Raw genomic sequence first — 19,506 nt, forward strand, 5'->3', positions numbered from 1 at the left:
TCGGGCGGCTTGCCGCGGCCCGATTGCCCCATGGAGTGTTATGAAGCCTCGTTTCAAGGTTTTGCAATTACAGCCGGATTACAACGTCAAGCTCAACGATTTTGCCGACCTCGGTGAGCAGATCGTCAAGTCGTTGCCGCCTGAGCGTTTCGAGGTCACCTCGGCATTCCTCAGCGGGCACCCACAGCCGGGCCAGCCGTTGAGCGTGGCCGATCATTCCAAGTATTTCCAATTTCCCGAGAAAGCCCTGAAGGGCATTCGCCTGGGCGCCATGTGGGAAATCTACAAGTATTGCCGTGAGCAGCAGTTCGACGTGGTCATCTGCAATCGCTTCAAGTCGGTGAACATGATGCTGTCGCTCAATCGCTGGCTGAAGATTCCATTGTGCATCGGCATTTCCCATGGCTTTGGCGAGTATGAGCGTGCTTATCGCCGGCGCCAGACGCGCCGGCTGGTCAGCCCGGCGTGGCGGTTCGTCGGGGTTTCGGCGGCCGTGCGTGATTATCTGGTGGGCCTGGGCTGCGGCTTTACCCGCGAGAACACCACCTTCGTCACCAATGCCATCGACATTCCCCAGGCCGAAGCCCTGCAGTTGCCGCGCGAGCAGGCGCGCCAGGCGCTCGGGCTGGCGCCCGATGCGCGGATCGTCGGCGCGTTGGGGCGACTGGTGCCAATCAAGGGCCACACGCACCTGTTGCAGGCGTTCGCACGGCTCAAGGACAAGTACCCCAACGCGCAACTGGGCATCATTGGCTCCGGTCGCGCGGAAGCCGACCTGCGCGCCGACATCGAGCGCCTTGGGCTCACCGGCCGCGCGCACCTGCTGGGCTTTCGCGAGGACGGTCTCCAGTACGTGCGTGCCTTCGATATCTGGACCATGCCGTCGCTGCAGGAAGGCCTCGGCCTGGCGTTGCTCGAAGGCATGAGCGGGCACCTGCCGGTGATCGCCTCCAACGTCCCGGCCATGCTGCCGCTGGTGGAAGGAGCGGGTGGTCTGTCCCACGAGCCGGGCAATGTCGAGCAACTCAGCGCGGCCCTGGACACTTACCTGGCCATGAGTGACGAGCAGCTGCGCGCCAAGGGCGAGCAGGTATTTCGCTATCTCGAAGAGCATCACGCCCTGGCAGAATTCCAGCAGAAGTACCTGGACCTTATCGACACCGGTTTGAAACAAGTAGGTAGAGCATGACAACGCAACAACCCCTGGTCTCGGTGATTATCGCGTCCTACAACCACGGCCGGTACATCGAGCAGAGCATCCTCAGCGTGCTCGGTCAGACGTACCCGAATATCGAACTGCTGGTGGTGGACGACGGCTCCAGGGATGACAGCGTCGAGCGCATCCGACGTCTGCAGGCCGAGCATGGCTTTGACTTCCAGGTGCAGCAGAATCAGGGTCTCACCGCCACCCTCAACGGCGCGATTGCGCGGGCCAAGGGCAGCCTGATCGCACCGTTCGGCTCCGACGACATCATGCTGGCGGACCGTATTGCCACCCAGGTGGCGTATATGGAAGACAAGCCGAAGGTGGGCATCTGCGCCGGCAATATCGAGCTGATCGATGGCGACGGCAACCTGCACCCGGAGAAAAAACAGCGCCGCGACGTACCGTTTCGCAGCCTGGATTTCGATGACATGTTCATGGATCGCAAGCCGTTCCCGCCGGCGCCGACCATGCTGATTCGCCGGCATGTGCTGGAGGAGGTCGGTGGCTTCGACCCGCTGATCCCCCTGGAAGACTTGCTCATTCAGTTGAAGGTCACGGCAGCGGGCTACACCATCGACGCCCTTGGCGTGGTGATGGCGCAGTACCGCCAGCATGCGAGCAACACCTACAAGAACCATCGCTACATGATCGAGAACATCCTCAAGACCTATGCCCACTTCAGCCATCACCCGGCCTATGACGCGGTGCGCTACAACTTCCTGAACTCGATGTTCCTCAAGACCGCCGATCGTGACCGACCGCTGGCACGGGAGATTCTCAAGCAGATCCCGCTCAAATTCTGGGGGCGCAAGACCTTGCGTGGCCTGGTGCGGCTCTACCTGACGCCGCTGCGCTCCTAAGCGCTGGGCGCGGCCAGTACGTGCGCGCGGATCTTCGCCGTGGCGCCCGCGCTGGCAACGGTCGCGTAACCCTTGGTCAACTGTTCGAAGTGGGTATCGAACAGCCAGCTGCGATCCTGCGGATAGCGTTGCATATGGCGCAGGTTGCGCTGGCGCAGGGCGTTGCGCAGGGGCGACGGGAAGATGCGCAGGTCGGCAATGTCGATCAGGCCGAACTCGCCGTCATCCATCAGCAAGACGTTACCCAGGTGCAGCGAGCGGAAGTACACGCCGCGCTCATGCAACTGCGCCATGAACTGGCCAAAGCGTTCGATCAATGACTCGCGCAGGCTGCTGTCCAGGCTTTGCAGGGCCTGGCGCAGGGTCAGGCCGGGCAGTGGCGAGTAGGTGACGGCACTGCTGCCATCGGCGAGGGCGTAGATCGCCAGTATCTGCGGCGTAGGGATGCCAAGACTGCGCAGCTGTTCGGCGTTGCTGGCGAACCGCTCCGAGTAGGGGTTGAAGCTGCCCGAGGTGTACCAGCGGCGGGCGCGGAACACCTTGAGGAAGCGACCGTCGACCAGGCGCAGTACTTTCGGGCCCAGGCCATCGGCTTCGATCACCTGGGCATCGCTGCACAGCGCTTCAAAAGCGGCAGGCTTGAGGCTTTGTACAGGCAGGCGCAGCAAGCTGTGACGGCGCTGGGCAATGCTCAAGCCGGCGATAAACGCCAGCGGAATCCACAACAGGAACCAGTGCTCCTTGGGCCGCGACAGGATGCCGCCGCCTTCGGTCAGGCCCGCGCCGATGCCGTAGACCAGCAGGGCTGAGGCGAGGATGAACAGCGGCTGCGCACGCTCCTTGAAGCTTTTGTAGAGGCCCCAGCCAAGCATGAATATCCACGGGATGAGGCCGATGATGCCGACGTAATACAGCACGCCGAGGGCGAAACTGTGGGGCTCGCGCAGCACATAGCCAGGCGAAACGGTCAGGTACAACTCGGAATCGTAGCTGTGGCCGATCCACGGGTGCTCCGCAATCCGTTCCAGCGACATGCTCCACAGTTGGAGCCGCAGGGAGTTGCCGCGCTGGGTGAGCAAGTCCGGGTAAAACAGCAGCAGCGCGGCGGCACCCACGGCCACGCCTGCGATCATCAGTACCGAACGGCGGTTGCGGCTGACAAAACTCATCCACAGGATGGTCAGAGTCATGGCGACCAGGGGCGTACGCGAACCGGTCGCCAGCACGGCCACCGTCATGACTGCCAGGGCTGGTATGCTGACCCACAGCACGTGCGGGCGCCGGGTGGTCATGCACACGTACAGCCAGTACACGCAAAAAAAGCCGAACAGGTGGGAGCTGAGCAGTGGGTTATCCAGGGCGCCACGGCCGCCGATCATGCGCATGCCGGGCTGGAAACCCTTGACGAACGCCACGATGTTGAACACGCACACCACCATCGCGATCACCGCGGCGGCGAAGAAGATCGGTTTGAACAGGTCGTTGCGATAATGCAGCAGCAGCCCGCAGCCGCCGAACAGCATGAAGGTGTTCAGCGGGCGTTTGAACAGGTCGGTGTCGATGCTCGGTTCGGGGCTCCACAGCAGGCTGGTCAGGGCCCAGGCGGCAAACACCAGAAAGGCGATCGCCAGCGGTTCGCGCAGCAGTTCCCGGAACTCTCTGGGGCGCTGGAACAGCATGAACAAAGTCGGCACGGTAAACAGGAGGTAGACGATTCGATGCAGCACATTACGATTGGAGACAAGGAACAGCGCACTCAGCAGCAGCAATAAGCCAATGGGTAAAATCCACATGACCATAAAGTCGAAAACGCGATTTGAGCCATAGTTGAGACGCTTGGAGTGCATACGCAAAAGCCATTCCAGAGAAAGAAAGCCGACCATCGTAAAGCAGGCGTTATTGGTTGTCGTCGGCAGCAAGCGCGGGCGCGCGAGCCATGCCGGGTGCAAGTACAACAGAGAAGCTGTGCTAAAGTCAGCCTCCTTTTTCAAAACGCCGCGTGTTATGACCGATTCCAGTCCGAGCGCAAGCCCTTCGAGCTTGAAAATATACTTCCGTCTACTCAGCTACGTCAGGCCCTACGCGGGGCTGTTTGCACTGAGTATTCTCGGATTTCTGATTTTCGCGTCGACCCAGCCGATGCTGGGGTACATCCTCAAGTACTTCGTCGACGGCCTGTCCAACCCCGAAGCGGTGCTGTTCCCCAGCGTACCGTTCCTGCGCGACCTGCAGTTGCTGCAGGCCGTGCCGCTGCTGATCATCCTGATCGCGGCGTGGCAGGGCCTGGGTTCGTTCCTGGGTAACTACCTGCTGGCCAAGGTGTCCCTGGGCCTGGTCCACGACCTGCGGGTGCAACTGTTCAACAACCTGCTGACCCTGCCCAACCGTTATTTCGACAACCACAACTCGGGGCACCTGATTTCCCGCATCACCTTCAACGTGACCATGGTCACGGGGGCTGCCACCGATGCGATCAAGGTGGTGATCCGCGAAGGCATGACGGTGATTTTCCTGTTCGCCTCGCTGCTGTACATGAACTGGCGCCTGACGCTGGTGATGATCGCCATCCTGCCGCTGATCGCGGTGATGGTCAGCACGGCCAGCAAGAAATTTCGCAAGCAGAGCAAGAAAATCCAGGTGGCCATGGGCGACGTCACCCATGTGGCCTCGGAAACCATTCAGGGCTACCGCGTGGTGCGCAGCTTCGGCGGCGAGGTTTACGAGGAGAAGCGTTTCCTCAAGGCAAGCCAGAGCAACACCGACAAGCAGTTGCGCATGACCCGCACCGGCGCCATCTACACCCCGGCCCTGCAACTGGTGATCTACACCGCCATGGCCGTGCTGATGTTTCTGGTGCTGTACCTGCGTGGCGATGCATCGGCGGGTGACATGGTGGCCTACATCACCCTGGCCGGCCTGTTGCCCAAGCCGATTCGCCAACTGTCGGAAGTCAGCTCCACCATCCAGAAGGGTGTGGCGGGTGCCGAGAGCATTTTCGAGCAACTGGACGAAGACGTCGAAATCGACCACGGCACCATCGAGCGTGACAAGGTCAGCGGTCGTCTGGAAGTGCGCAACCTGAACTTCACCTACCCCGGCACCGAGCGCCATGTGCTCAAGGACATCAGCTTTACCGCCGAGCCTGGGCAGATGATCGCCCTGGTGGGCCGTTCGGGCAGCGGCAAGTCGACCCTGGCCAGCCTGATCCCGCGTTTCTATCACCACGAAAGCGGCGAGATCCTGCTCGACGGCGTGGAGATCGAGGACTACAAGCTGCTCAACCTGCGCAAGCACATCGCGCAGGTCACCCAGCATGTGACCCTGTTCAGCGACACCGTGACCAACAACATTGCCTATGGCGACCTGGCCGGCGCGCCGAGGGCCGATGTCGAAGCGGCGGCGACCGATGCCAATGCCAAGGACTTCATCGACCAGTTGCCCAAAGGCTTCGACACCCAGGTCGGCGAAAACGGCGTGCTGCTGTCAGGCGGCCAACGCCAACGCCTGGCGATTGCCCGGGCGCTGCTGAAGAATTCGCCGCTGCTGATTCTCGACGAGGCCACCTCGGCCCTCGACACCGAGTCCGAGCGCCACATTCAGGCGGCGCTGGACAAGGTCATGCAAGGTCGCACTACCCTGGTGATCGCGCACCGCCTGTCCACCATCGAGAAGGCCGACCTGATCCTGGTGATGGACGATGGCCGTATTGTCGAGCGTGGCACCCACGGCGAACTGCTGGCGCAGAACGGCTACTACGCCCGCCTGCATGCCATGGGCCTGGATGCCCCGGTGTCGGCCGACATCACCTGATTCGATGGGGGCACACAGGGCTTCTGTGTGAGGCTTGTTGTGGGAGGGGGCTTGCTCCCGACAGCGGTGGATCAGCCAGCATTTATGCAAGCTGACAGACCGTTGTCGGGAGCAGGCCCCCTCCCACATTTGCTTGCGGTGCTCCACAAGCCGTCTATAACCCTGTGCTAATATCGCGCCCCTGTTCATTTTGTAGTGGGTTGCTCCATGAAGTTGTCCATGCCGCGATTCGATCAAGCCCCAGTCTTGGTAGTCGGCGATGTCATGCTCGACCGTTACTGGCATGGCGGAACCTCACGGATTTCCCCTGAGGCGCCGGTGCCGGTCGTCAAGGTCGAGCAAATCGAAGACCGTCCGGGTGGCGCTGCCAACGTTGCCCTCAATATTGCCGCCCTCGGCGCCCCGGCCTCCCTTGTGGGCGTGACTGGCGACGATGAAGCCGCCGACAGCCTGGCCAACAGCCTGCGCGGTGCCGGGGTGCGTGCGCTGTTCCAGCGGATTGCCCATCAGCCGACCACCGTCAAGCTGCGCGTGATGAGCCGTCACCAGCAATTGCTGCGTATCGATTTCGAAGAACCCTTCGCCACCGACGCCCTGGCCCTCAGCGGTCAGGTCGAGGCGCTGCTCGAAGGCATCAAGGTTTTGGTGCTCTCCGACTACGGCAAAGGCGCGCTGCAGAACCACCAGATGCTGATCCAGGCCGCCAAGGCCAGGGGGATCCCGGTATTGGCCGATCCCAAGGGCAAGGACTTCTCGATCTATCGAGGCGCCAGCCTGATCACGCCGAACCTCAGCGAGTTCGAAGCCATCGTTGGCGGATGCGTCGACGAACACGACCTGGTGACCAAAGGCGCAGCGCTGATGGCCGACCTCGACCTGGGTGCCTTGCTGGTGACCCGTGGCGAGCACGGCATGACCCTGCTGCGCCCTCACCATCCGGCCATGCACTTGCCGGCGCGGGCCCGTGAGGTCTTCGACGTCACCGGCGCTGGCGACACTGTGATTTCCACCCTGGCGGCGTCGATTGCCGCCGGCGAAGAACTGCCCCACGCTGTGGCCCTGGCCAATCTGGCGGCCGGCATCGTAGTCGGCAAACTGGGCACGGCTGCGATCAGTGCACCTGAGCTGCGCCGCGCGATCCAGCGCTCCGAAGGCTCCGAGCGCGGCGTGCTGACCATCGAACAATTGCTGCTGGCCATCGACGATGCCCGCGCGCACAACGAAAGCATTGTGTTCACCAACGGCTGCTTCGACATTTTGCATGCCGGTCACGTGACCTACCTCGAGCAGGCGCGCGCCCAGGGCGATCGTCTGATCGTCGCGGTGAACGACGATGCCTCGGTCAGCCGTCTCAAAGGGCCGGGCCGACCGATCAATAGCGTCGACCGGCGCATGGCCGTACTGGCCGGGCTGGGCGCAGTGGACTGGGTGATCAGCTTCTCCGAAGGCACGCCGGAAAAACTGCTGGCGCAGGTCAAGCCGGACGTGCTGGTCAAGGGCGGCGACTATTCGGTCGATCAGGTCGTGGGCGCCGATATCGTCAGTGCCTATGGTGGCAAGGTCAAAGTGCTGGAGTTGGTCGAGAACAGCTCGACCACCGCCATTGTCGAGAAGATCCGCAGTCATGAGTGAAGCGTGCGTACTGATTACCGGGGGCGCGGGTTTTATTGGCTCGCACCTGGTCGATGCGTTGCTCGCCAAGGGTTATTCGGTGCGGGTGCTGGATAACCTGTCCACCGGCAAGCGCCGCAACCTGCCGCTGGACAACCCACGGGTGCAACTGCTGGAAGGCAATGTGGCCGATGCCGAACAGGTGGCCCAGGCCGCCGTTGGCGTGAGCGCCGTGGTGCACCTGGCCGCGGTGGCCTCGGTGCAGGCTTCGGTGGACGACCCGGTGGGCACGCACCAGAGCAATTTCGTCGGCACGCTGAATGTCTGCGAAGCCATGCGCAAGGCCGGGGTGAAGCGTGTGGTGTTTGCCTCCAGCGCGGCGGTGTACGGCAATAACGGCGAGGGCGCTTCGATTGACGAAGAGACCACCAAGGCGCCGCTGACGCCCTATGCCTCGGACAAACTGGCCGGTGAACATTACTTTGACTTCTACCGCCGCCAGCATGGCCTGGAGCCGGTGATCTTCCGCTTTTTCAATGTCTTTGGGCCGCGCCAGGATCCGTCATCGCCGTACTCCGGGGTGATCAGCATCTTCAGCGAGCGCGTGCAAACGGGCGCACCGATTGCCGTGTTTGGCGATGGCGAGCAAACCCGCGACTTCATGTACGTGGAAGATCTGGTGGATGTGCTGGTGCAGGCCATCGAAGCGCCGCAAGCGCCGTTGGGTGCGATCAATGTGGGTTGGAACCGCACCACCACGCTCAAGCAGGTGTTGCAGGCGCTTGAACAGGTGGTGGGTACGTTGCCGACAGTCACCTATGGCCCGGCGCGGTCTGGGGACATTCGCCATTCGCGAGCGAATAACCAGCGGTTGCTGACCAGCTTCAAACTGCCCGAACCGACCCCGCTCAAGGTGGTCTGGAGCGCCTGCTCAACGCCTGACCGCAATCCCTGTGACCAGCGGGCTTGGTGTGGCGAGCGGGCTTGCCCCGCGTTGGGGTGCGAAGCGCCCCCAATCCAGCAAAACGCGGAGTACCTGATACGGCTCAGCGCCTGGTTTTGGGGCTGCTGCGCAGCCCAACGCAGGACAAGCCTGCTCGCCACAGGAAATCTGCGCTTAACTGAACGGCATTGGGGCAAGCCCGCTCGCCACAGAGGCTTCAGTTTGCTGGGCGAGAGTGCCAAGTCGAAGAACTGGCGGGGGGTCTCACATTATTTTTTCTTCGGCACCATCTTGCGCAGCACGCGCTTGGCCAGGCGTTTGAGTTTGGATTCCTTTTCCGGCTCTGCCAGGCCTTGCTGGCGCAGCCAGTCCTTCCAGCGAATCCGCTCGTCGCGTACCAGCCAGCCATCCTGCTGGGCGAAGCTTTCCGCCAGGTACAGGCCCCGCGTGCTGGCCGGGTACAACTGGTCTTTCTTCAAGGTATAGAGCTCGGCCAATGGCTGGCCGTCCTTGAGCGGCATCAGGTACAGGTCCGGGCGCTGGCGGTCCAGGCGCGCGACCAGTTGATCGCCTTCCAGCCGCTCATCCACATGGAACAGGCTCAGGGATTTGGCCTCTTTGGGCACTTCCAGGCGCAGGTCGTAGATCAATTGCAGCGAGGCCGTGGGCAAGTGCACATAGGCGCGGGGGCGTTCGATCAACTGCATGGTCGCGCAGCGCACCGGGCGGGCCGCGCCGGACAGTGGGCTCAAGCGAAACGGCAGCGCTTCGCGGTAGTGCAGGGCGGCGGAGTAGGGCGCCGGCAGCCAGGTGTCGTTGAAGCGTCCGCCGAGCCAGCCTTCCGGGGTTTCCAGCAGGCATTCCTCGGCGATTTCCTGAATGGCGGTGTGCAGCGGCAGGTTCAGTTCGTGGGCGGGCACGTAGCCGGAGATCAGCTTGAGCACTACATCCCCACGGTCCTGGCGACGCTGGCGCACGAGCACCCAATAGTCTCTGTTTTGCCAGTGCAGCGTGAGGCGCACCGATACGCCCAGATTCGCCAGCTCCAGGGCAAAACGCTCGGGGTCGGCCACCTCCACCGGCTTGCGCCGTTGCAGGGTCTGCGCAAAGTTGAGCGGCATGCCGACGCTCTGGTAGCTCAGGCCTTCGGGGCTGGCTTCGACGTGCAGGGGCAGGGTCTTGAAGTTACTCGGGTTTTTTCTTATGAGCGTTCGCGGCATGTCGGCTCCTTCTTGCGACGGGGTCGGCCGCGTCGGCGGCATCAGAGTTGACGAATGACCTGGGCAGCGGTCGCCACGTTATGGGCCAGGTGCAGCGGATTAATGGTCCCGACAATAGCACTGGCGACGCCCGTTTGCGCAAACAACAACATGAAACTGGCACGAATTGGATCCATTCCAGGTTCAAGGCACACATGGCCGCTGGCCAGGGCTTTTTTCACCAGAATGCCCTTGCCGTGGGCCGCTGCATAATCAATGACGGCTTTCTCGGATTGTTCGTTCAGATTGTAAGTGACCATCGCGCAGTCGCCCTGTTCCAGGGCCTTGATGCCACCTTCGACGGTTTTGCCGGAGAAGCCGAAACCGCGAATCTTGCCCTCTTTTTTCAGCGCGGTCAGGGTCTCATACACTTCGCAGTCGTTGAGGATGTGCAGGTCATTGCCATCGGAATGCACCAGTACCAGGTCGATAAAATCCGTTTCAAGGCGTTTCAAGCTGCGTTCGATGGACAGCCGTGTGTGGGCGGCGCTGAAATCGTGGCGGGAGACGCCGTTCTCGAACTCTTCACCGACCTTGCTCACGATCACCCAGTCCTTGCGTTGATCACGCAGCAGCGGCCCCAGGCGCTCCTCGCTCAAGCCATAGGCAGGCGCGGTGTCGATCAGGTTGATGCCCAACTGGCGCGCCTGGCGCAACAACATGCGCGCCTCCTCGTCATTGGGAATCTGGAAGCCGTTGGGGTACTTCACGCCCTGGTCGCGGCCGAGTTTGACGGTGCCCAGGCCCAGCGGCGAGACCATCAGGCCGGTGCTGCCGAGGGGGCGGTGCAGGTCGTGCAGGGTTGGCAGGCTCATGGCAACAGTTGCTCCCAGGCGGGTACGCCGATGGCAGGTTTTGGCAGGGCGGGCAGCGGCTCGCCGCCGGCGGGGCGGATGCCGTCACGTTCGAGGCTGCTGATTACGCGATCGGCAAAGTCCGGTGCCAGCGCCAGTTTGGTCGGCCAGCCCACCAGCAGGCGACCCTCTTCGGCGAGGAAGGCATTGTCTGGGCGCACCAGGCCTGACTGCAGCGGCTCGGCGCGGTCGACGCGCAGGGTGGCCCACTGGGTTTGGCTCATGTCGATCCACGGCAGCAGTTGCGAAAGCTCTTTTTGCGCGGTGGCGATCTGTTCCTGTGGGGTGCGCGTCACGCCGTCGGCCTCGGCGATGTCGCCGCCCATGTACCACACCCAATTGCCGTCGGCGGCCGGGTGAGTGGTGATGGTGATGCGCGGCTTGGTGCCGCCGCCCAGGCAGTGGGCGTACAGCGGCTTGAGGCCGGGGCCCTTGGCGATGATCATGTGCAGCGGGCGTTTTTGCATGGCAGGAGTGCTCAGGCCCAGGGCCTTCAGCAGCTCGGCGGTACCGCCGCCGGCGCTCAACACGATGCGCTGGGCGCGGATCTCACGGCCATCCACCGTCAGACCCACCAGCGTATTGCCCTCGAGCAGCGGCTCGATACGTTGCCCGGCGAGCAGCCCGTCACCGGCCAGTTGCGCCAGGCGTTCGATCAGGCTCGGCACGTCGACGACCAGTTCCGCCAGGCGATAGACCTTGCCCTTGAAACGGCGGTCCTGCAGGGCTGGTGGCAGCTCGTCGCCCTTGACCTGATCGACCCGGCCGCGCACGGCCTTGCTGGCGAAAAAGCTGGTGAGGTTGCCGGCCAGGGTGCCGGGAGACCACAGATAGTGGGCCTCGGAGAGCAGACGCACGCCGGACAAATCCAGCTCGCCGCTGCCGGCCAGGGCTTCGCGCCAGCGGCGTGGCATGTCGGCGATCGCCTCGGAAGCGCCGGTCAGCGCGCCGTGCAGCGCATATTTCGCACCGCCGTGAATGATCCCCTGGGATTTCACACTCTGCCCGCCGCCCAGGGTGGCGCTTTCCACCACCACCGTGGAAAAGCCCTGGCGGCGCAGGCGCGCATTCAGCCAGAGGCCGGCAACCCCGGCGCCGACAATCAGGACGTCGGTGGAAATATCGGATGGCATGGGCGACCTCAGTGTTCAAGACAAGGGGCGCAGTATACAGGCTGTAGCGTGGCGGTCAGTGCCCGGCGGTTTTTGAGAACAGCTGGATCACCACCACGCCCAGCACAATCAAACCCATTCCCAGCATCGCCGGCACATCGAGTTTCTGCCCGTAGATGAACAACGCCGCGATGCTCACCATCACAATGCCCATCCCGGCCCACACGGCATACGCCACGCCCACCGGCACCGTGCGCACCACCAGGGTCAGCATCCAGAACGCCACGCCATACCCCACGATCACCAGCAGCAGGGGGATCGGCGTACTCCAGCCCTTGATGGCTTTCATGGACACGGTGGCGATCACTTCCGAGCAAATGGCAATGGCCAGGTAGTAATAGGCGGCATTCATGGGGCAGTCCTCGGCGTGCGGCGTTATCAGGATGGGCATTCTATAGGCTCACTATTGAAAAAGCCGATAAACTCCGCCGCCATGAATAGAACTCTCTACAGCTGTCTGTTTTACCTGGCGCTGCCGTTGGTGGCTTTACGTTTGTGGCTGCGTGCACGCAAGGCGCCGGCCTATGCAAAGCGCGTGGGCGAGCGGTTTTCCCTTGGCTTGCCGGCGATGCAGCGCGGCGGGATCTGGGTGCATGCTGTGTCGGTAGGCGAAAGCATTGCCGCAGCGCCCATGGTCCGTGGGCTGCTGGAGCGTTATCCGCAGTTGCCGATCACGGTCACCTGCATGACCCCGACCGGCTCCGAGCGTATCCAGGCACTGTTTGCCAATGAGCCGCGCATCCAGCATTGCTACCTGCCCTATGACGTGCCGTGCGCGGCAAAGCGCTTTCTTGATCGCGTGCAGCCCAGGCTTGCGGTCATCATGGAAACCGAATTGTGGCCCAACCATATCCACGCTTGCGCCCAGCGCGGCATTCCGGTGGCGTTGGCCAATGCGCGATTGTCGGCGCGCTCGGCCAAGGGCTACGCGCGGTTTGCCAAGCTCACCGCACCGATGCTGTCAGAGATGAGCCTGTTGGCCGTGCAGACGCAAACCGAAGCCGAGCGCTTCCGAAGCCTGGGCGCGCGAGCGGACACGGTGGAGGTGACCGGCTCGATCAAGTTCGACCTGACCATCGACCCGCAATTACCGGTACGCGCCGCCGCCCTGCGTGAGCAATGGGGCGCCACGCAGCGCCCGGTATGGATCGCCGCCAGTACCCACGAAGGCGAAGATGCGGTGGTACTCGCGGCTCATCGTCAACTGCTCGACAGCTATCCCAATGCGTTGCTGATTCTGGTGCCGCGCCATCAGGAGCGCTTCGGCCCGATGTTCGAGCTGTGCGAGCAACAGGGCTTTGCCACGGTGCGCCGTTCCAGTGGCGAGCCCGTCACGGCGCAAACGGCCGTGTTGCTTGGCGATACCATGGGCGAGTTGCTGTTTCTGTATGCATTGGCCGACAGCGCCTTTGTTGGCGGCAGTCTGGTAGCGACCGGTGGGCATAATCCGCTTGAGCCGGCGGCGCTGGGGTTGCCGGTGATCATGGGGCCGCACCTGTTCAACTTTCTGGAGATCACCGCGATGATGCGCGAGGCCGGGGCGTTGCGTGAGGTGGATGATGCTGACGGTTTGGCTGAGGCGGTACGTCAACTGTTCGAACTGCCGCAGGATGCCCGCCGCATGGCGCAGGCGGGGCTCGAGGTGATGCAGGCCAACCAGGGCGCGTTGCAGCGGTTGCTGGATGGCCTTGGCCGACTGATCAACTGACACAGCACCGATAAAAATGTGGGAGGGGGCTCGCTCCCGATAGCAGTGGGTCAGTCAATGCATAAGCTGACTGACCTGCCGCTATCGGGAGCAAGCCCCCTCCCACATTGGTTATGTAGGGTTGTCAGGACCCGGGCCGGGCCTTGAGCTGTTCGGCGGCGGCTTTGGCGAGGTCCGGTGGCAGGAAATCGCGGTCCGGGTTGTAGTCGGCCTTGAGGTAGCGCGTCAGCTCCTGCAGGTCACCCGGGTTCAAGGTGCCCGCTGCCTGCTTCAAGCGCAGGTTGTCGAGAATGTAGTCATAGCGGCTGTTGTTGTAGTTGCGCACCGACGCGTAGAGCTGGCGCTGCGAGTCCAGCACGTCGACGATATTGCGCGTCCCCACCTGGTAACCGATTTCCGTGGCTTCCACCGCGCTCTGGTTGGAGATGATCGACTGGCGGCGCGCTTGCACCTGTTCCACATCGGTGTTCACCGCGCGGTGCAGGTTGCGCGTGTTTTCCACCACCTGGCGGCGCAGGCCCTCGCGCTGTTGCTCGGACTGGTCCAGGCGCGAATAGGATTCGCGCACCTGCGAGCTGGTAAGGCCGCCGCTGTAAAGCGGGATATTCAGGCGCAGGCCGACGGTGCGTTGGGACACATCGCCGCCGTAAGGAATCGGCAATTGGTTCGGATTGCCGAAGCCCAGCGCGTCGTTGTCACCCTTTTCGTACTGCGCCACCGCGTCGAGCGTGGGCAAGTGGCCGGCCTTGCGCTGGCGCAGGGTTTCTTCGGCGGCAGTGACGGCGTAGTTGCTGGCCAGCAGGTTGAGGTTCTGACGGCCGGCAGTTTCGACCCAGGCCTTGGCGTCGTTCGGCATCGGCGGCAGCACCGGCAGGCTGTGGACGATGCCCTGGATTGCGTTGTACTGGCGGTTGGTCAGGGTGATCAGCGCTTCGAAGGCGTCGTCGACCTGGCGCTGGGCGAGGATGCGGTTGGCGCGGGCCGTGTCGTAGCTGGCCTGGGATTGCAGCACGTCGGTCTTGTCCGACAGGCCCACGTCGAAGCGCTCGTTGGACTGGTCCAGCTGACGCTTGAAGGCATTTTCTTCGGCCTTGGTCGAGGCCAGGTTGTCCTGGGCGCGCAGCACCGCGAAGTAGCTTTCGGCGCTTTGCAGGATCAGGTTCTGCTCGGTCGCGGAGAGTTGCAGCGAGGCCTGTTCGTTGACCGCATGGGCGGCCTGCAATTGGAACCAGCGGTCGGCGCGAAACAGTGGCTGGCTCAGGGTTGCGCGCCAGGAGTGGGCGTCGCGGTTGACGGTGGCCGCCGGCTGGTCGAGCTGGGTGCGCACATTATTGCTGTCGGCACCGGCCGATAGGTTGGGCAGCAAGCCGGCGCGGGCCTGGGGCACCACTTCCTTTTGCGCGCCATATTGGGCGCGGGCGGCGGCCAGGTCGGCGTTGTTGTTCACCGCCTCCTGGTAGACGCTGACCAGATCGGTGTTGACGGACAAGGGCGCTTCAGCTGCCCAGACCCATCCATTGGTCGCACAAGACACGGCAAGGGCCAGTGAGAGTTTGCGCAGCATGAGGCGATCCCTGAATAAATATTACGCTGATAATTAATCGCCCAAGGCTACGGTGGCGCCTTTAGAGCGTCAAGCCTTGAGGCCGCTCTGGAGTGTAGTGGCGCGACCTCGGCACAACAATCCTGCAATCACGCCATTCATCACGCTTGATCCACCGTTATTGGCAATTTGCCCACGCCATGGTCTAGACTGGCCGCGTTCTTGTCGGGGTGCCTTGTTGGAAGGCTGAGATCGGTAAATACCGGATCCCGTTGAACCTGATCAGGTTAACGCCTGCGTAGGGAACAAGATTTCTCGTCACCCGGCGAGTCCTCTTGTGCTTCGTCCGGGATGCTGTTCGACCATCGAACGCCCTCGTGCACAAAGCACAGCACTGCTATCAGTGCGTCCATCCGTCCCAGGTTCGCTCCGACAACAATCCACCGCCTGGATAAGTTGGAGAGCCTGTGATGAGCACTGAACTGAAAAGCCAAAAATCAAAAAATACTGTGCACCTGAGTGAATCGGCCAAGGTCGACTCCGGCTCCGTGCAGCCGTTTACCCGCTCGCAGAAGATCTACGTGCAGGGCTCGCGCCCCGATATCCGCGTGCCCATGCGCCAGATCAGCCTGGACGTGACGCCCACCGAATTCGGCGGCGAAATCAACGCGCCGGTGGTGGTCTACGACACGTCCGGCCCTTACACCGACCCCAATGTCATCATCGACGTGCGCAAAGGCCTGGCCGACGTGCGCTCGCCGTGGATTGAAGAGCGTGGCGACACCGAGCGTCTGAGCTGCCTGAGTTCACGCTACGGCCAGGAGCGCCTGGATAACCCGGAGCTCGCCTACCTGCGCTTTGCCCACCTGCAGAACCCGCGCCGCGCCAAGGCAGGTGCCAACGTCAGCCAGATGCACTACGCGCGCAAGGGCATCATCACGCCGGAGATGGAATACGTCGCCATCCGCGAAAACATGAAGCTCGAAGAAGCCCGCGCCGCCGACCTGCTCAAGCAACAGCATGCCGGGCACAGCTTTGGCGCGAGCATTCCGAAGATCATTACCCCTGAGTTCGTGCGCGAGGAAATCGCCCGGGGCCGCGCGATCATCCCGGCCAACATCAACCACACCGAGCTGGAACCGATGATCATCGGCCGTAACTTCCTGGTGAAGATCAACGGCAATATCGGCAACAGCGCCCTCGGCTCGTCCATCGAGGAAGAAGTGGCGAAGATGACCTGGGGCATTCGCTGGGGCTCGGACAACATCATGGACTTGTCCACTGGCAAGCATATTCACGAAACCCGCGAGTGGATCATCCGCAACTCGCCGGTGCCGATTGGCACTGTGCCGATCTACCAGGCCTTGGAAAAAGTCGACGGCATGGCCGAGGAGCTCACCTGGGAGCTGTTCCGCGACACCCTGATCGAACAGGCCGAGCAGGGCGTCGACTACTTCACCATCCACGCCGGCGTGCTGCTGCGCTACGTGCCGCTGACTGCCAACCGGGTCACCGGCATCGTCAGCCGGGGCGGGGCGATCATGGCCAAGTGGTGCCTGGCGCACCACAAGGAAAACTTCGCCTACACACACTTCGAAGAAATCTGCGAAATCATGAAGGCCTACGACGTCAGCTTCTCCCTGGGGGACGGCCTGCGCCCGGGTTCGGTGGCCGACGCCAACGACGCCGCGCAATTCGGCGAGCTGGAAACTCTCGGCGAGCTGACCAAGATCGCCTGGAAGCACGACGTGCAAACCATGATCGAAGGCCCCGGTCACGTGCCGATGCAACTGATCAAGGAGAACATGGACAAACAGCTCGAATGCTGCGACGAGGCGCCGTTCTACACCCTCGGCCCGCTGACCACCGACATTGCGCCGGGCTACGACCACATCACCTCCGGCATCGGCGCGGCGATGATCGGCTGGTTCGGCTGCGCCATGCTCTGCTACGTCACGCCCAAGGAACACCTGGGCTTGCCGAACAAGGATGACGTGAAAACCGGGATCATTACCTACAAGATCGCGGCGCATGCGGCGGATTTGGCCAAGGGCCATCCGGGCGCGCAGATTCGCGACAACGCCTTGAGCAAGGCGCGCTTCGAGTTCCGCTGGGAAGACCAGTTCAACCTCGGCCTGGACCCGGACACCGCGCGAGCCTTCCATGACGAGACCTTGCCCAAGGAGTCGGCCAAGGTCGCGCACTTCTGCTCGATGTGCGGGCCGAAGTTCTGCTCGATGAAGGTAACCCACGAAGTGCGTGAGTACGCGGCCAACCAGCGCATTGAAGCGGTGGATGTGGACGTGGCCAGAGGCTTGGCGGAGCAGGCGGAGCGGTTCAAGCAGGAAGGCAGTCAGCTGTATAAAAAGGTCTGATTCGGGATATTAGTGGTCTGTACCGGCCTCATCGGGAGCAAGCCCCCTCCCACAGTTGGAATGCATTTCAACTGTGGGAGGGGGCTTGCTCCCGATGACCCTCTTGAAAACAACAAGTGCCTCTCAGAGACAATCTCCCTTGAACATTCAACCCAGCACCTATTCCCCCGACATCGCCGTGCCCGCCGACAAACGCGTCTTCGGCGCCCGCGACCTGTTCTCCCTGTGGTTCTCTCTCGGCATCGGTCTGATGGTGCTGCAGACCGGCGCGTTATTGGCGCCTGGCCTCGGTCTGTCGGGATCACTGCTGGCGATCTTCCTCGGCACCCTGGTCGGCGTGTTGCTGCTGGCTGCCGTCGGCGTGATCGGCAGCGACACCGGCCTGTCCGCCATGGCCGCGCTCAAGCTCAGCCTCGGCAGCCGGGGCGCGAGCCTGCCGGCGCTGCTCAACCTGTTGCAGTTGATCGGCTGGGGCTCCTTCGAAATCATCGTGATGCGCGACGCCGCCAGCCTGCTGGGCACGCGGGCGTTCAGCGACGGCAGTGTGTTCGCCAGCCCGCTGCTGTGGACCCTGTTCTTCGGCGGCCTGGCGACGCTGCTGGCGGTGAGCGGCCCGCTGACCTTCGTGCGGCAGGTGCTGCGCAAGTGGGGCATCTGGCTGTTGCTCGCCGCCTGCCTGTGGCTGACCTGGAACCTGTTCGCCAGGGCCGACCTTGCCGCGCTCTGGGCTCGGCCCGGTGATGGCTCGCTGCCGTTCGCGGTGGGCTTTGATATCGCCATTGCCATGCCGTTGTCGTGGCTGCCGTTGATTGCCGATTACTCACGCTTTGGCAAACGCGCAAAAAGCGTGTTCGGTGGCACGGCACTGGGGTTCTTTATCGGGAATGTCTGGTTGATGAGTCTGGGCGTGGCCTACACCCTGGCGTTCGCGCCAAGCGGTGAGGTCAATGCATTGCTGTTGGCGTTGGCCGGAGCGGGCCTTGGCATTCCGCTGCTGCTGATCCTGTTGGACGAGTCGGAAAACGCGTTCGCCGATATTCACTCGGCGGCGGTGTCCAGCGCGATGCTGGTGCGCTTGAAGGTCGAGCACCTGGCGCTGGTCATCGGGGTGGTCTGCACCTTGATCGCTTGCGTTGCGCCGCTAGCCCAGTACCAGAACTTCCTGCTGCTGATCGGTTCGGTGTTTGCGCCGCTGTTTGGCGTGGTGCTGGTGGATCACTTCATCCTGCGCCGTCGCGGCGAGGGGGCGGTGGTCGGTCTGCGTTGGTCGGCATTGGTGGCATGGCTGGGGGGCATTGCCACTTACCACCTGCTGGTCAACCTGTACCCGGACATCGGCGCAACCCTGCCGGCGTTGGTGCTGGCAGGGGTGTTGCAGTTTGTCCTGGCTCGAGCCTTCAGCGGCGTGCGGGCACCAGCTCAGGCTTGAGGATGCCTTCCAGGCGCGAGTAGGGGATCTGCAACTCGACGTGGCCCAGGGCGTACGGCGCGATGGTGCTGGTGGGGTACTTGAGGATCACACCGCTGTAGGTCAGCGCCACGTTCGGGGTCTTCTGGAAAGGGTATTTCTTCACGAACTCCGGCTCCAGGCTCAGGCGCGTGCTGATCAGCCAGCTGTTGTGCGCCACCTGGGCGGCTTTCCAGAAGGCCTCTTCCTTGCCGGGCAACAGCATATCGGTGAGCGAGAGGGCCTTTTGCTGCTGGCGCGAATAGTTGATGAAGGCACGGCCGGGTTCGCCGTGGGTGGCGCCCTGGTCCAGGTAGCTGGACAGTTCGATGATCACCAAGCCGTCATGCTGCTCGCGTACCTTGGCCTGCAAGTACATGCTGTTGCGCGGGGCGGCGGTCTTCAGGAATTGTTCGCGATAGGTGTCCAGGCTGGTCGGCAGCGGGTCGCTGGCGTTGGTTTGAGTCATTTCCAGCAGGCGCTGTTCGATCAGGGAGTCCAACTTGGGCTCCTTGGCAAAATGCACGGTGTCGATGTTCACCAGCGGGCAATCGGCGCTGGTGCAACCCGGCTTGCTTTGCTCGCTGGTGTCGCGGGTGGCTTCCAGAGGTGTGTGCCACGCGGGTTGGAACAGGCTCTGGCAGGCGCCGAGGGTCAATGCGATACACGCCACGGAGGCGATTTTCAAGAGCGACATGTATGGTCTTCTTCCGTCGA

At 62.7% G+C, this 19,506-nt stretch carries 14 protein-coding genes, 1 pseudogene and 1 riboswitch; of the genes and pseudogenes, 8 read left to right on the top strand and 7 right to left on the bottom strand.

What is annotated here, in order from left to right:
* Positions 1–40: 40 nt before the first annotated feature.
* Both VRB54_RS02155 and VRB54_RS02160 read left to right on the top strand, forming a co-directional pair.
* Entirely contained in the window at positions 41–1,189 is a 1,149-nt protein-coding gene (locus VRB54_RS02155) for a glycosyltransferase (protein WP_338479356.1), read from the top strand.
* A complete protein-coding gene (locus VRB54_RS02160) occupies positions 1,186–2,067 on the top strand; it encodes a glycosyltransferase (protein WP_338479357.1) in 882 nt (293 codons plus the stop codon). The genes VRB54_RS02155 and VRB54_RS02160 overlap by 4 nt, the downstream gene beginning before the upstream one ends.
* On the opposite strand, the gene VRB54_RS02165 is transcribed toward VRB54_RS02160, so the two are convergent.
* A complete protein-coding gene (locus VRB54_RS02165) occupies positions 2,064–3,914 on the bottom strand; it encodes an O-antigen ligase family protein (RefSeq protein ID WP_338481036.1) in 1,851 nt (616 codons plus the stop codon). The two genes, VRB54_RS02160 and VRB54_RS02165, sit on opposite strands and share 4 nt — an antisense overlap.
* Positions 3,915–4,071: 157 nt before the next feature.
* On the opposite strand from VRB54_RS02165, the gene msbA reads away from it, so the two are divergent.
* The 3 genes and pseudogenes from msbA to VRB54_RS02180 all read left to right on the top strand — a co-directional run bounded on the left by msbA (position 4,072) and on the right by VRB54_RS02180 (position 8,430).
* On the top strand, positions 4,072–5,877 hold the full coding sequence (gene msbA / locus VRB54_RS02170) for a lipid A export permease/ATP-binding protein MsbA (protein WP_209987811.1): 1,806 nt from the start codon (positions 4,072–4,074) through the stop codon (positions 5,875–5,877).
* A 207-nt stretch (positions 5,878–6,084) separates the two neighbouring features.
* Positions 6,085–7,509 carry a bifunctional D-glycero-beta-D-manno-heptose-7-phosphate kinase/D-glycero-beta-D-manno-heptose 1-phosphate adenylyltransferase HldE gene (gene hldE / locus VRB54_RS02175; protein ID WP_338479358.1) on the top strand — a complete coding sequence of 475 codons (1,425 nt, stop codon included), beginning with the start codon at positions 6,085–6,087 and terminating at the stop codon, positions 7,507–7,509.
* Positions 7,502–8,430: pseudogene (locus VRB54_RS02180) on the top strand (NAD-dependent epimerase/dehydratase family protein). The gene hldE and the pseudogene VRB54_RS02180 overlap by 8 nt, the downstream one beginning before the upstream one ends.
* Before the next feature lie 270 nt (positions 8,431–8,700).
* Here VRB54_RS02180 and VRB54_RS02185 read toward each other — a convergent pair.
* Genes VRB54_RS02185 through VRB54_RS02200 form a run of 4 tightly spaced genes read right to left on the bottom strand, consistent with a single transcriptional unit; the run spans position 8,701 to position 12,068 of the window.
* Complete coding sequence (locus tag VRB54_RS02185; protein ID WP_338479359.1) at positions 8,701–9,651, bottom strand: metal ABC transporter ATPase; 951 nt, start codon at positions 9,649–9,651, stop codon at positions 8,701–8,703.
* 41 nt (positions 9,652–9,692) lie between these two features.
* The gene (locus VRB54_RS02190) at positions 9,693–10,505 is read right to left on the bottom strand and encodes an aldo/keto reductase (protein WP_338479360.1); all 813 of its coding nucleotides are present in this window, start codon (positions 10,503–10,505) and stop codon (positions 9,693–9,695) included.
* Positions 10,502–11,677, bottom strand: a complete 1,176-nt coding sequence (locus tag VRB54_RS02195) for an NAD(P)/FAD-dependent oxidoreductase (protein WP_338479361.1) — start codon at positions 11,675–11,677, stop codon at positions 10,502–10,504. Before VRB54_RS02195 ends, VRB54_RS02190 begins: the two co-directional genes overlap by 4 nt.
* A gap of 55 nt (positions 11,678–11,732) precedes the next feature.
* Positions 11,733–12,068 (bottom strand): DMT family transporter, encoded by a 336-nt coding sequence (locus VRB54_RS02200; protein ID WP_003188013.1) that lies wholly within the window; start codon positions 12,066–12,068, stop codon positions 11,733–11,735.
* 81 nt (positions 12,069–12,149) lie between these two features.
* Between VRB54_RS02200 and waaA the strand changes: the two genes are divergently transcribed.
* Complete coding sequence (gene waaA, locus VRB54_RS02205; RefSeq protein WP_338479362.1) at positions 12,150–13,424, top strand: lipid IV(A) 3-deoxy-D-manno-octulosonic acid transferase; 1,275 nt, start codon at positions 12,150–12,152, stop codon at positions 13,422–13,424.
* A 124-nt stretch (positions 13,425–13,548) separates the two neighbouring features.
* Here waaA and VRB54_RS02210 read toward each other — a convergent pair whose 3' ends face one another.
* On the bottom strand, positions 13,549–14,988 hold the full coding sequence (locus VRB54_RS02210; RefSeq protein ID WP_338479363.1) for a TolC family outer membrane protein: 1,440 nt from the start codon (positions 14,986–14,988) through the stop codon (positions 13,549–13,551).
* Positions 14,989–15,183: 195 nt separating this feature from the next.
* Positions 15,184–15,289, top strand: a riboswitch (TPP riboswitch).
* Between the two features lie 148 nt (positions 15,290–15,437).
* Between VRB54_RS02210 and thiC the strand changes: the two genes are divergently transcribed.
* Together thiC and cytX are read left to right on the top strand one after the other, a co-directional pair.
* A complete protein-coding gene (thiC, locus tag VRB54_RS02215) occupies positions 15,438–17,342 on the top strand; it encodes a phosphomethylpyrimidine synthase ThiC (RefSeq protein WP_338479364.1) in 1,905 nt (634 codons plus the stop codon).
* Positions 17,343–17,481: 139 nt separating this feature from the next.
* Positions 17,482–18,771: a putative hydroxymethylpyrimidine transporter CytX gene (gene cytX / locus VRB54_RS02220; RefSeq protein WP_338479365.1), complete on the top strand. Its 1,290-nt coding sequence runs from the start codon at positions 17,482–17,484 to the stop codon at positions 18,769–18,771.
* On the opposite strand, the gene VRB54_RS02225 is transcribed toward cytX, so the two are convergent.
* Positions 18,740–19,486 (bottom strand): RsiV family protein, encoded by a 747-nt coding sequence (locus tag VRB54_RS02225; RefSeq protein WP_338479366.1) that lies wholly within the window; start codon positions 19,484–19,486, stop codon positions 18,740–18,742. The genes cytX and VRB54_RS02225 overlap by 32 nt on opposite strands.
* Positions 19,487–19,506 lie beyond the last annotated feature (20 nt).

This window comes from Pseudomonas trivialis (assembly GCF_036864995.1).
Lineage (GTDB): Bacteria > Pseudomonadota > Gammaproteobacteria > Pseudomonadales > Pseudomonadaceae > Aquipseudomonas > Aquipseudomonas trivialis.